Source organism: bacterium (assembly GCA_035308905.1).
GTDB lineage: Bacteria > Sysuimicrobiota > Sysuimicrobiia > Sysuimicrobiales > Segetimicrobiaceae > DASSJF01.
The window spans coordinates 34,897-47,458 of the sequence record DATGFS010000003.1; the positions used below are offsets into that span (position 1 = coordinate 34,897).

Sequence of the window (12,562 nt, forward strand, 5' to 3'; positions counted from 1 at the left end):
CCGAGTCCTACGACGCGGGCCGCGGCGGGCCCTTCAGGCTATCCCTCGCGCATCCGCTGCTTGAGGATCGTGATGGCCTCGATCGGCGTCGGATCGACGCCGCGCAGGTAGGCGAGATACACGCTCGTGAGATCGCCGATCAGGACGAGCGAGAGCAGCCGCGCGAGCCGGCTCTCGCCGCACCCGGTGACCTCCTGGACGCCGGCGATGCCCCGCGGCATCGCCTCACAGGCGGCTTCGACCAGCCGGCGCGTCCGGGCGCCCTCCGTTCCCGAGAACAGCACGACCATCTCGAGCAGTCCGGCAATCTCCTCCGCGGCCCCCCACCCCACGACCTCGTTGTGGGCCACCTCGGGGAAGGCGTGCCACGCGGCGACGGTCTTGCTGTTCTCGTTGAACTGGCACTTCCACCGGCGCGCCGCCGGCTCGACCTCCGGACTCGCGGCGAAGACGATGGGGATCCGCCCGTTGACGCGGCCGGCGAGCCGTTTCGCCGCGTTGCGCTCCTCGGGTACCTGGGGGCCGAGGTCCCGGCCGAGCACGTCCAACACGCCCGCGGCTTCTTCGACGTCGGCGGCGCACGGGGGGCACACGTCCCACCGCTCGAGCATCGCAAGCGCCGGGCCGACAAGATACCCGAGCGCCGCGCGCGGCGGCAGACCGCCGGGCACACGCACCAGCGCCCGGCCCCGGGACTCCGCCAGCGCGGCGAGCCGCCCGCCGGAGGTGACCGCCAGCAGCGACGCCCCGGCCGCGACGGCCGATTCGGCGGCCTCGACGGTCTCGTCGGTCTCGCCGGAGTAGCTGGAGGCGACCACCAGGGACTGCGCCCCTATATATGAAGGAAGCCGCGCGTCGCGGACCACCACGGCAGGGAACGGAAGTGCCGGCGCCAGAGCCGCCGCCAGCAGATCGCCCCCGATCGCCGATCCTCCCAACCCCACGAAGATGAGGTGCGCCGGACGGCCGCCGAGGGGCGTGAGATTCGCCGCCCGCCCGAGCCGCCACCCCTCCCGCAGTTGGCGGGGGAGGGACAGCACGGTGTCGAGCATGCCGGAGGGATCCGCGGCGCGGTCCACCGCGCGTTCGTCGAGACTGCGCATCGCGGACTACTTCAGGAGACGGCGGCGGGCGCCCTGCCCGCAGGGGTGCTTCGCGGTGAGCCCGAACGATTGGCGGCGATGCCACTTCGCGGCCACCACGCGACGATCGCGCTCGTGCATTTCACCAGCCCCCCGATCATCGGCGGCGTGGAGGCGGTGCTGGGCCGGCACGCCCGGCTGCTCGCCGAGCGCGGCGTCGACGTCCGCGTCATCACGGGCCGCGGGGGTCCGCTCGGAGGCCGGGTGCGGGTCCGGCGGGTGCCGCTGCTCGACTCCCGGCATCCGCGCGTCCTGGCCGTGACGCAGCAGCTCGCCGAGGGGCGGGTCACCCCGGCCTTCGCGGCCCTCTCGGCGCAGGTCCAGGAGGGGCTCGAGCGCGCGCTCGCCGGGACGTCCGTCTGCGTCGTCCACAACGCGCTCACGCTGCACAAGAACCTCGCGCTCACCGCGGCGCTCCACCGGATCGCGGCGCGGCGGCCGCCGATCCGATTTGTGGCGTGGTGCCACGATCTCGCCTGGACCAACCCGCAGTATCGCGAGGACCTGCATCCCGGCCAGCCGTGGCGTCTGCTCACGACGCCGCTCGCCGGCGCGACGTACGTCACGGTGTCGCGCGACCGCCAGCGCGCCTTGAGCGCGGCGCTGCGCCTCAGCGGGTCGCAGATCGAGATCATCCCAAACGGCATCGATCCCGCGGCGTTCCTCCGCCTCAGTCCCGCGGGCCGCTGGCTCGCGGAGACGCTGCGTCTCTGGGACCAGCAGGTCGTCCTGCTCCTGCCGGTCCGGATCACCCGGCGCAAGCAGATCGAGTACGCGCTGCGCGTGACCGAAGAACTGGTCCGCCGCGAGCTGTCGGTGCGGCTCTTGATCACCGGCCCGCTCGGCGCGCACAACCCGCGCAATCGCGACTACCTCGACGAGCTGCGCGCGCTGCGGGCCGGGCTCGGTCTGGAGGAACAGGTGGTCTTCTGCGGGGACGTCCCCGGTCCGGGAGGCGCGTCGATCACCCTGACGGACCGCGTGGTCACCGACCTGTACGCGCTGGCGGACGCGCTCCTGCTGCCGAGCCGCGAGGAAGGGTTCGGGCTGCCGCTGCTGGAGACCGGCCTCGCGCGCGTGCCGGCGTTCGTCACCGACATCCCGCCGTTCCGCGAAATCGGCGGCGACGCGGTGCAGACATTCGGCCTCGACGACTCCCCGACGGTCTGCGCGCAGCGCATCATCCACGGGCTGATGGACGACCGCGGTTACCGCCTGCGCCGGCGCGTGCTCGGCACCTACACGTGGGACGTCATCATGCGGGACCGGATCGTGCCTCTGCTGACCCAGCTCACCGCGGCGGCCAAGCCGACGTGACGGCCTGCCCCTGGCGGTCCGCCGTCGACGCGTGGTTTACGCGCAGCACGTTCCACGCGCGCGACTTCAGCGACCTTCAGGCCCTGGCGGCGCTGAAGCGCCGCCAGGGCCTGACGATCAGCCTCGGCCTCCCCGCCCTCAACGAAGAGGCCACGATCGGCGACGAGATCGCGGTCCTCCGGCGCGCCCTCATGAACGACGTGCCGCTGCTCGACGAGATCGCGGTCATCGACAGCGGCTCCGCTGACCGCACGGTCGCCGTGGCCCGCGGGCTCGGCGTGCCGGCCTACCAGCACGCGGAGATCCTACCGGAGACGGGGACGTTCGAGGGCAAGGGCGAGGCGCTCTGGAAGAGCCTGCACGTCCTGCGCGGCGACCTCATCGTCTGGCTCGACACCGACATCCGCAACATCCACCCGCAGTTCGTCTACGGCCTCCTCGGACCGCTGCTGCGCGAGCCGCGCATCGCCTACGTGAAAGGCTACTATCAGCGGCCGCTCACCGACGGCCCGTCCCAGTCCGCGAACGGCGGGGGACGCGTCACGGAGCTCACGGCGCGCCCGCTCCTCAACTTGTTTTTTCCGGAGCTGTCCGGCGTCATTCAGCCGCTCGCGGGCGAGTACGCGGGGCGGCGCGAATTGCTCGAGCGCCTGCCGTTCTTTACCGGGTACGGCGTCGAGATCGGGCACCTCATCGACATTCTGGAGCGGTTCGGCCTCGACCGGATCGGGCAGGTCGACCTCGACACCCGCGTGCACCGCAACCGCGAACTCGGCTCGCTGTCGCTCATGGCGTTCGCGATCATCCAGGTCGTGATGGCGCGCGTCGGCGACCGCGCCGGCTACCCCCTCCGCCGGCAGATGAACACGGCGATGAAGCTGATCCGGACCGGGCCGTCCCCCGCCCTCGACGTGAAGGAGCTCCGCGAGCACGAACGGCCGCCGATCGTGTCCGTGCCTGCCTATCGGACACGGGGCGCCGCCGTCGCGGCACGCGACTGACCCGCGGCGTGTCGGCCGGCGACGTCCTCGGTCAGATCGCGCACGACGTCGGGGATCCCCGCGCCTGGGCCGCGGTGATCGAGCACGCCGTCGCGCTCCTGATCATCGCGTTCGCGGCCTGGGCGGTCGTGGCCGTGCTTACGTCGGCCATCCGGCGCGCGGGCCGGCGGCCCGGCCGGCCGGTCACGCTCGCGCCGCTCGCCGAGAGCGCCGTGCGGTACGCGGTCGGATTCGCGGCGCTCATGCTGATGCTGGAGGCCGTCCACGTCAACGTGACGGCGATCCTCGCGAGCGCCGGCATCGTCAGCCTGGCGTTCGGCTTCGGCGCGCAGTACGTGATTCGCGACGTGCTCGCCGGACTGTTCCTCCTGTCCGAGGGCCTCGTGCAGATCGGCGATCTCGTGCGCCTGGACGCCGACACCGGCACGGTCGAGCGGATCACGCTGCGCACAATGCAGATTCGCAAGTTCAACGGCGAGCTGCTGACCGTGCCGAACGGCGCCGTGACCCGGATCGGCAATCTGAGCCGCGGCTTCGGCCGGGCGATCGTGCAGGTCACGGTCCCCTATCGGGCGGACCTCGGCCGGGTGCTGGAAGTGCTGCGTGGCGTGGGCCGGGAGTGGGCGGCCGCCCATCCCGACGACGCCCGCGGCGCGCCCTCGGTCGACGGCGCGGTCGACATGAAGGACGCCGGGATCACGGTGCAGCTGTCCGTGCTGGTCCCGGCGGGCCGGCAGTGGGCGGCGGAGGCCGCGATGCGGCAGCGCGTGCTCGAAGTCCTCGCGGAACAGGGAATAAAAATGGACACACGCGTTTCTGTTACAATATGACCGAGCCCTGAAACCGGGCACGGACGTTCGCGGCGGGACGGAGGGTACCGGCTCATCCCCTGAGCCGGTGGGGGACCCCCGATGCGGAAGGTTGTGGCGCATTCCCCGTGAGGCAAATGACGAAAGCCGACGCGAACCTGGTCTTCACGCTCCACACGCATCTTCCGTTCGTGCTGAACCACGGCCGCTGGCCGCACGGCAGCGACTGGCTGTGCGAAGTCGCGGTCGAATGCTACCTGCCGCTGCTCGCCGCGCTCCGGCGTCTGTCGGACCAGGACGTGCGCGCCGGGATCACGATCAACTTCTCCCCGGTCCTGAGCGAGCAGCTTGCAAGCGCGGCCTTCCGCGACGAGGTCGACGCGTTCCTGACGCACCGCCGCGAAGCGTGCGACAGCACCCGCCGGTACTTTCTCGACCAGCACGAGACGCACCTCGCCGGACTGTGCGACTACTGGGCGGCGGAGTACAACCGGGCGCGGGCGGATCTCGATGCGCTGCACGGCGACATCCTCGGGGCGTACCGGCGCCTCGCCGAGCGCGGAACGGTCGAGCTGATCACGACCGGGGCGACGCACGGCTACATGCCGCTGCTCAGCCGCGACGAGAGCATCGATCTGCAGTTCCGGGTCGCGGTCGCGACGCACGTCCGGCACTTCGGGACGGCGCCGAAGGGGGCGTGGCTGCCGGAGTGCGCCTACCGGCCGCGGTACGAGTGGACGCCGCCGGTCGGCCCGCAGAGCGGCAAGGTCCGCTACCGCCGCCGCGGCGTCGAGGAGCTGCTGTCGGCCCACAACCTGGGCTTCTTCTTCACCGACATCCATCTGATCCGGGGCGGGCGCGCGCTCTCCGCGTACGGCGATTACTTCCCGCGCCTCAAGGCGGTGCAGGGGCCGGAGGCGCAGCTCACGCGGCGCGGCGACCAGACGCCCTACGCCCCCCGCCACGTGGCCTCGCGCGGCGGCACCGGGGATGCCGTCGCATTCGTGCGCGATCCGGAGGCGACGCAGCAGGTCTGGAGCCGCGACGCCGGCTACCCCGGTGACGGCGAGTATCTCGAGTTTCACAAACGGCACTTCCCCGGCGGGCTCCGCCTGTGGCGCGTCACGGACCCGAAGGCGGACCTCGGGGACAAGCAGCCCTACCAGCCGGACCGGGCCGCGGAACGCGCCCGGGCCCACGCCGAGCACTTTGTGGGGCTCGTCGCCGGCATCCTGGATCGGCACGTCCGCCGGTCGGGCGGCCCGGCGGTCCTCTGCGCCCCGTTTGACACCGAGTTGTTCGGACACTGGTGGGCCGAAGGACCGGCGTGGCTCGAGCACGTGCTGCGCCTTGCCGCCGAGGGCCCGGTGACCTCGACGACCGTCTCAGCGTGCCTCGACCGGTTTCCCGTCCAGCCCGCGATCACGCTGCTCGAGGGGTCGTGGGGCGAGGGCGGCGACCACCGGGTCTGGCTGAACAAAGACACCGAGTGGACCTGGGAGATGGTCTACCAGGCGGAAGACGACCTGTGGGCGCTCGCCGCGGCGCCCGGATGGCAGCGCAGCCCGCTGCTGCGGCGCCTCGTCGCTCAGATGGGACGGGAGCTGCTGCTGCTGCAGGCGTCGGACTGGCAGTTTCTCATCACGACGTGGGCCGCGCGCAACTACGCCGAGACGCGCTTCGCGGAGCACTGCGCGGACTTCCGGCGGCTGCACGAGATGGCCAAGCGCGTGCGCGACGGCGGGGCCTTGACGTGGGACGAGGAACAGTTTCTCGCCACCAAGGAAGGACAGGACTTCTGCTTCCCGGACGTCGCGGAGCACATCGAGGCCGCCGCGGCGCTGCCGAAGGCCTAGCGTGGCGGCCCGGTCGCGGATCCTCGGGCTGATTCTCGCCGGCGGACGGGGCGAACGTCTGCACCCGCTGACGAAGGACCGCAGCAAGCCGGCCGTGCCCTTCGGCAGCAAGTACCGGATCATCGACTTCGTGCTCAGCAACTTCATCAACTCGCACATCTATTCGCTGTACATCCTGGTCCAGTACAAGTCCCAGTCGCTGATCGACCACATCCGCCGCGGCTGGCGGCTCGGCGGCCTGGTCCCGGAGCAGTTCATCATCGCGGTGCCCCCGCAGATGCGCTGGGGCGATATGTGGTACCGGGGGACGGCCGACGCCGTGTTCCAGAACCTCAACCTGGTGCGCGACGTGGACCCCGATCTGGTCGCGATCTTCGGCGCCGACCACATCTACCGGATGGACCTGCAGCAGATGATCGACGCCCACCTCGCCCACCGCGCGGACGTCACGGTCGCGACGCTGCCGGTGCCGATCGAGCAGGCGACGGGCTTCGGCATCGTGGAGACGGACGAGGAGGGCCGCGTGATCGGCTGGGAGGAAAAACCGGCCGCGCCCCGGCCGATGCCCTCCGATCCGCGCCAGGCGCTCTCGTCGATGGGCAACTACATCTTCAACACCGACCTGCTCGAGGACGTGCTGGTGGAGGACGCCCGCCGCAGCACCGACCACGACTTCGGGCGGACGATCATTCCGGAACTGTACCCCTACGCGCGCGTCTTCGCCTACAACTTCCTGGACAACGAGGTCCCCGGCCTCCGGCCGACGGAGGAGCGCGGGTACTGGCGGGACGTCGGGACGATCGAAGCGTTCTGGCAGGCCAACATGGACCTGCTCGGCGCATCACCGGCCCTCGACCTCGACAACCCGCGGTGGCCGATCCTGGCCGCCCCGTTCGAGGGGCCGTCCGCCCGCATGGTCGCCGGCGACGTCACGGACGCGATTCTCGGCGAGGGGTCGGTCATCGCCGGCGGAACCGTCCGGCGCTCGATCCTCGGCCAGGGTGTGCTGGTGGAGCGCGGCGCCGTCGTCGAGGACAGCGTCATCATGGACAACACCGTCGTCGGCAGCGGTGCCCGCATCCGCCGCGCCATCGTCGATCGGTTCAACATGATCGAGTCGGAACGGACGATCGGCTGGGACCGCGCGCGGGATCTCGAGGCCGGGCTGCTCGACGTGCCGTCGGGGATCGCCGTCCTCCCGCGCGGCACGACGCGCGTCCGGGGAGCGGTGCCGGTCTCGCGTTGACGCGCCGGGCCCCGTAATGGCCGACCGTCCGCCTGCCGGACCCGCCGGCGGGCCCCCCACCCGTCGGATCTGCGTCCACGGGCACTTCTACCAGCCGCCGCGCGAGAACCCGTGGCTCGAGGCGGTCGAAGTCGAAGACTCCGCGCGGCCGTATCACGACTGGAACGCCCGCGTGACCGCGGAGTGCTACGCGCCGAACGGCGCCTCCCGCGTGCTGGACGCGGAGCGCCGGATCCTCCGGATCCGCAACAACTACCGCCGCATGAGCTTCAACCTCGGCCCCACGCTCGCCGCGTGGTTGGAGCGCGGGGCCCCGGAGGCGTACGCGCGGATCGTGGACGCCGACCGCGCGGCGCTCGCCGAGCGCGGCGGCCACGGGAACGCGATCGCGCAGGTCTACAACCACATGATCCTGCCGCTCGCGACGCGCCGCGACAAGGAGACCCAGATCCGCTGGGGGATCGCCGACTTCCGCCACCGCTTCGGCCGTCCCCCGGAAGGCATGTGGCTGCCGGAGACGGCGGTCGACACGGAGACGCTCGAGGTCCTCGCGCAGCACGGGATCGCCTTCACGATTCTGGCCCCCCACCAGGCGGCGCGCGTGCGCCCGCCGGACGGCGAGGGGGCCGACGTGAGCGGCGGGCGCATCGATCCGCGGCGGCCGTACCGGTGTCCCTTGCCGAGCGGCGCGTCCATCGCGCTGTTCTTCTACGACGGGCCGGTCGCGCACGACGTCGCCTTCGGCGGCCTGCTCGACAGCGGCGACGCCTTCGCCGGGCGGCTGTTGGGCGCGTTCGCCGAGGACGACCCGCGGCCGCAGCTCGTGCACATCGCCACGGACGGCGAGTCCTACGGCCATCATCACCCGTTCGGGGAGATGGCGCTCACCTACGCTTTCGAGGTGATCGAATCGCGGGAGCAGGCGCGCCTCGCGAACTACGGCGAGGTCCTCGCGGATACGCCGCCCGAGCAGGAGGTGCAGATCGTCGAGCCCACGTCGTGGTCGTGCGCCCACGGCGTGGAGCGGTGGCGCGCGAACTGCGGCTGCCGCGCCGGCCATCCGGAGTGGTCGCAGGAGTGGCGGCGCGGGCTGCGCGAGGCGCTCGACTGGCTCCGCGACGGGCTCGCGCGGGTGTTCGAGGAGCACGGCCCCCGCTATCTGCGCGATCCCTGGGCGGCGCGCGACGGGTACATCGACGTGATCCTGGACCGGTCGTCCGACACGCTCGACGCGTTCTTCGCCGCGCACGGCCGCCCGGGCGCCGCGGAGGCCGACCGCGTGCCGGCGCTGCGCCTGCTCGAGATGCAGCGGCACGCGATGCTGATGTACACCTCCTGCGGCTGGTTCTTCGACGAGCTGTCGGGGATCGAGACGGTGCAGGTGATCAAGTACGCGGCGCGGGCGCTGCAGCTGGCCGAAGAGTTCGGGGAGCGGTTCGAGGACGAGTTCACCCGCCGGCTCGGCGCGGCCAAGAGCAATCTGCGGCAGTGGCGCGACGGCACGACCGTCTACCGCCGGGCGGTGCGGCCCTCGTTCGTCACGCTGCCGCGGGTCGTCGCGCACTACGGCATCAGCTCGCTGTTCGAGACCTACGCGGAGACGGAAGAAGTCTTTTGCTTCACCGTCCGGCAGCGCGACGTCCGCCGCGAGAACGGCGGCGGCCACACGTTCGCGACCGGCCTCGTCACGGTCACCTCGCAGATCACCCGCGAGGAGTCGACCGCCGCCTACGCGGTGCTGCACCTCGGCGGGCACGACGTCCAATGCGGCGTTCGGGCGGAGGTGACGCCGGAGTGGTACGAGGCGATGAAGAACGGCGTGACCGGCGCCCTCGTCGAGCACGGCGCCAGCGCCGCCGTGCGCATGCTCGACGCGCAGTTCGGCGGGTCGCTGTACGGCCTGCGCGACCTGTTCAAGGAGGAGCGCCGCAAGGTCCTCGGCCTGCTGATCGAGGAACGGCTCGGCCGGTTCGAGGGCGTGTATGACTCGTTGTACGAGGAGTCCCGGCCGCTCATCGCGGTCATGCGGGACTCCGACGTGCCGGTGCCGCCGGCGCTCCGGATGGCCGCGGAGGAGACGCTGACCCGCCGCATGATCGCGGAGCTGCGCGCCGCGGCCGCCGAGCCGCTGTCCGACCGCGCGTTCGAGATCGCCGCCGAACTGGTGACGTTCGACCTCGTGGACCAGTGGACCGACGGCTCGATCCTGCTGCGCCGTGCGATCGAGGCCCGCGCCGAAGGCCTGCGCCGGCAGCCGCTGGGCCCCGACCTCGATCAGATCCACCGGCTCCTCGACCTCGCGGAGACCCTCGGCATCACGCTGAACCTGTGGCAGACCCAGAACGCCTATCACACCGCGGCCAGAGCGCACATGAACGATCTCCGCGAGACGCACGACGCCTCGGACCGCGCCGGCCTCTTCTGGAAGCTCGGCGAGCGCCTGCACTTCAACCTCGACGCGGTGCGGACTCCCCCCGGATAGACCCGCGGGCGCTACACCGCGCTGAGCTTGTCCGGGTTGCCGATCGCCCAGATCGTCCGGACGCGCGCGCCGTCCACTTCGATGCTCACGACGACCACGGGCGTCCCGTCGGCGCGCCGCACGAGTAGCGTCGGCCGGCCGTTCACGTCGGCGACCGCGTAGCGCGCGTCGGCGGGCGCGAACCGCGCCGTGACGCCGATCAGGAACCGGGCCACGTTCGCCGGCCCGTGCACGGGCCGGAGCGCCGCGCCGGGGATCTTGCCCCCGCCGTCGGCCCACACCGTCACGTCGTCCGCGAGCATCGCCATCAGCCCGTCGAGATCGCCTGTTCGCGCCGCCCGCATGAACTGCTCGAGGAGGCGCCGGTGCTCCTCCGGACTCGCTTGAAACCGCGGCCGGTGCCGCGCGATGTGCTCGCGCGCCCGGCTGAACAATTTCCGGCAGGCCGGCTCCGAGCGCTCGAGGATCTGGGCGATCTCGTCGTACTCGTACTCGAAGACCTCCCGCAGCAGGAACACCGCGCGCTCCGCGGGCGTGAGCCGCTCGAGCAGCACGAGAAACGCGAGCGAGATCGTGTCGGCCTCGACCGCGCGGGCCTCCGGCCCGGCCAGTTCGGGATGCGCCGCGTCAAGCACGGGTTCCGGCAGCCATGGCCCCACGTAGGTCTCCCGTCTCACCCGCGCCGAGGCGAGGTGATTGAGGCACAGCCGGATCACGATCGCGGAGAGGTACGCCTTCGGCGACTCGATCGCGTCCAGCCGCGCCGGCTGAAACCGCAAATACGCGTCCTGCACGATGTCTTCGGCCTCCGCGGCGCTGCTCACCATCCGGTAGGCAAGGGAGAAGAGCAGCGGACGGTACTCTTGAAAGACCGCGGCGTGGCCGTCCTGCGCCGTGCTCACCCTATCGCTCCGCCGGAACCGTCGATTCCACGCGAACCGGCGTGTGCGCGGGGCGGGCCGGCGGCGCGACCGGGACATGCCGCATCTTCCGGCGGCCCGGCCACTCGAAGACCCACGGGACCGTGCGCTGCGCCTTGATCATGCCGAGCGCCACCCGCACGAAGAACTCCCGCACGCTCACGGCCAGCCGGCCGGTGAGGATCGCACGGCGCGGCGTGTCGCGGCTGCCGTCGAGAAACTGCACGACGCCGTTGCGGCGGCCGAGGCTGATGCCGGCCGCGCCGTAGGACATGCCGAACGCCGTCGGCGGCGTCCCGCGGAGGTGCGCGGCCAAGGAGTCGGCGCCGTGGGCGCCCATCATCAGGGCCGTCACCACGGACATTCGCACCGGCGCGCCGGGCGCGTCCGCGGGCATCGCGGCGTCGCCGACCGCGTAGATCTCGGGGTGCGACAGCGACCGCATCGTGCGGTCGATCAGGACCTGGCCGAGGCCGTTGACCCGAAGCCCGGACCGGCGCGCGAGATCGGACACGCCGAACCCGCCGGTCAGGACGCAGGCGTCAAACGGAAACCGGCGGCCGTCGTCCGCGACCGCCGCGTCCGCCCGCACCTCGGCGATCGCGGTGCGCTCCACCAGCTCGATGCCCAAGCCCGCGAGCGCGCCGCGGACGTAGGCGCGCGCCGCCTCGGAGAATCGCGGCAGGACCTCGCGGCGCGTCACGAGGACCACCCGCAGGCCCGGATGGGCGTCGGCCACCTCGGTGGCGAGTTCGACGCCCGTCGGCCCGCCCCCGACCACGAGGACCCGGCCCCCGCTCCGCGCAAGCTCCGGCAGCCGCGCCGACAGCGCCGCGACCGACGGGTGGTCGAGCGTGTAGGCATGCTCCCGGGCGCCGGGGATCCGGCCGGTCTGGCTCGTGCTGCCGAGCGCGTACACGAGATAATCGTAGGCGATCGACCGCTCGTCTGCCTCCCCGCCGGCGCCGCGCACCAGCACGCGGCGGCCCGCCGGATCGACGCCCGTCACGACGGCCTGCACCAGCCGGATACGGGTGCCCCGCACCAGGGCGGCCAGCGGATGCCGGCCGACGGATTCGCCGGCGGCCAGTTGATGGTTGCGGACGCGCTCGTAGAAGGCGTCGCCCGCGTTGACGAGCGTGATCGCGACGTCGGGCCGGGTCTTCTTGGCCAGCCGCATCGCCGCCATGAGGCCGGCGTAGCCCGCGCCCAGCACGACGACGTGTGATGGCTGCTGCATACTGCACCTCCATGTCCGGATCTCAACTATGAGACCGGGGAGGCGCCGGTTTTGTGACGCGCCGGCCGCTAGATCGACGGGCGGAACGAGTGGTGCGGGACCAGGAGCGAGAGGATCATTCCGACCAGGAGGAGCGCGGCGATCACCATCGTCCACACGACCGCGGCGCGCGTCCACGCGCGCTGGCAGGCGAGAAAGTCGTCGAAGTCGCGCCAGCGCCGGCTCTGCCAGGCGATCCGCTTGCCGTACATGCCGTAGACGATCCACGAGGCCGGCCAAAACACCGCGATGAGAATGAGCGCGAGCAGCGCGTGGCCCCACGCCCGCATCGCCAGCAGGTAGATCCAGTTGAAGAACGCCGCGCCGTAGGAGGGCGACTCAATGACCTGGCGGCGCTGCGCCTCGTCGGGCGTCCCGGCGGCGCCGATCGGTCCGCCCGCGACCGCGGGGCCGCCTCCGGCCTGTGGTATCTCCGTCATGACCGAGCCATGTTAGATGGGCGGCACGGGGCCCCCTGCCCGGCGCGGGGCCGCCTCCCGGGCCGGACGT

10 protein-coding genes are annotated in these 12,562 nt (G+C 72.0%); 6 read left to right on the forward strand and 4 right to left on the reverse strand.

Going from position 1 to position 12,562, the window contains the following annotated elements; translation table 11 throughout:
• Positions 1-38 precede the first annotated feature (38 nt).
• Complete coding sequence (locus tag VKT83_00460; protein ID HLY20919.1) at positions 39-1,103, reverse strand: bifunctional phosphoglucose/phosphomannose isomerase; 1,065 nt, start codon at positions 1,101-1,103, stop codon at positions 39-41.
• A 78-nt stretch (positions 1,104-1,181) separates the two neighbouring features.
• Here VKT83_00460 and VKT83_00465 point away from each other — a divergent pair, with 78 nt between their 5' ends.
• The 6 genes from VKT83_00465 (at position 1,182) to VKT83_00490 (ending at position 9,853) form a co-directional block, all read left to right on the forward strand.
• Positions 1,182-2,459, forward strand: coding sequence for a glycosyltransferase family 4 protein (locus tag VKT83_00465; GenBank protein HLY20920.1), 1,278 nt, complete (start codon positions 1,182-1,184; stop codon positions 2,457-2,459).
• Positions 2,456-3,460 (forward strand): glucosyl-3-phosphoglycerate synthase, encoded by a 1,005-nt coding sequence (locus tag VKT83_00470; protein ID HLY20921.1) that lies wholly within the window; start codon positions 2,456-2,458, stop codon positions 3,458-3,460. The genes VKT83_00465 and VKT83_00470 overlap by 4 nt, the downstream gene beginning before the upstream one ends.
• An 8-nt stretch (positions 3,461-3,468) precedes the next feature.
• Positions 3,469-4,290: a mechanosensitive ion channel domain-containing protein gene (locus VKT83_00475; protein ID HLY20922.1), complete on the forward strand. Its 822-nt coding sequence runs from the start codon at positions 3,469-3,471 to the stop codon at positions 4,288-4,290.
• A gap of 116 nt (positions 4,291-4,406) precedes the next feature.
• Positions 4,407-6,125, forward strand: a complete 1,719-nt coding sequence (locus tag VKT83_00480) for a 1,4-alpha-glucan branching protein domain-containing protein (protein ID HLY20923.1) — start codon at positions 4,407-4,409, stop codon at positions 6,123-6,125.
• 1 nt (position 6,126) lies between these two features.
• Positions 6,127-7,371, forward strand: coding sequence for a glucose-1-phosphate adenylyltransferase (gene glgC, locus VKT83_00485; GenBank protein HLY20924.1), 1,245 nt, complete (start codon positions 6,127-6,129; stop codon positions 7,369-7,371).
• A 16-nt stretch (positions 7,372-7,387) separates the two neighbouring features.
• The gene (locus VKT83_00490) at positions 7,388-9,853 is read left to right on the forward strand and encodes a DUF3536 domain-containing protein (GenBank protein HLY20925.1); all 2,466 of its coding nucleotides are present in this window, start codon (positions 7,388-7,390) and stop codon (positions 9,851-9,853) included.
• Positions 9,854-9,864: 11 nt separating this feature from the next.
• Here VKT83_00490 and VKT83_00495 read toward each other — a convergent pair whose 3' ends face one another.
• The 3 genes from VKT83_00495 to VKT83_00505 all read right to left on the reverse strand — a co-directional run bounded on the left by VKT83_00495 (position 9,865) and on the right by VKT83_00505 (position 12,492).
• A complete protein-coding gene (locus VKT83_00495; GenBank protein ID HLY20926.1) occupies positions 9,865-10,755 on the reverse strand; it encodes an RNA polymerase sigma-70 factor in 891 nt (296 codons plus the stop codon).
• A 1-nt stretch (position 10,756) separates the two neighbouring features.
• Positions 10,757-12,013 (reverse strand): FAD-dependent oxidoreductase, encoded by a 1,257-nt coding sequence (locus VKT83_00500; GenBank protein ID HLY20927.1) that lies wholly within the window; start codon positions 12,011-12,013, stop codon positions 10,757-10,759.
• 68 nt (positions 12,014-12,081) lie between these two features.
• Positions 12,082-12,492 carry a hypothetical protein gene (locus VKT83_00505; GenBank protein ID HLY20928.1) on the reverse strand — a complete coding sequence of 137 codons (411 nt, stop codon included), beginning with the start codon at positions 12,490-12,492 and terminating at the stop codon, positions 12,082-12,084.
• Between the last annotated feature and the right edge of the window lie 70 nt (positions 12,493-12,562).

Coding starts and splice junctions, on each gene's coding strand:
- VKT83_00460 (HLY20919.1), bottom strand. CDS start 1,103: ATGCGCAGTCTCGACGAACGCGCGGTGGACCGCGCCGCGGATCCCTCC.
- VKT83_00465 (HLY20920.1), top strand. CDS start 1,182: ATGCCACTTCGCGGCCACCACGCGACGATCGCGCTCGTGCATTTCACC.
- VKT83_00480 (HLY20923.1), top strand. CDS start 4,407: ATGACGAAAGCCGACGCGAACCTGGTCTTCACGCTCCACACGCATCTT.
- VKT83_00490 (HLY20925.1), top strand. CDS start 7,388: ATGGCCGACCGTCCGCCTGCCGGACCCGCCGGCGGGCCCCCCACCCGT.
- VKT83_00500 (HLY20927.1), bottom strand. CDS start 12,013: ATGCAGCAGCCATCACACGTCGTCGTGCTGGGCGCGGGCTACGCCGGC.
- VKT83_00505 (HLY20928.1), bottom strand. CDS start 12,492: ATGACGGAGATACCACAGGCCGGAGGCGGCCCCGCGGTCGCGGGCGGA.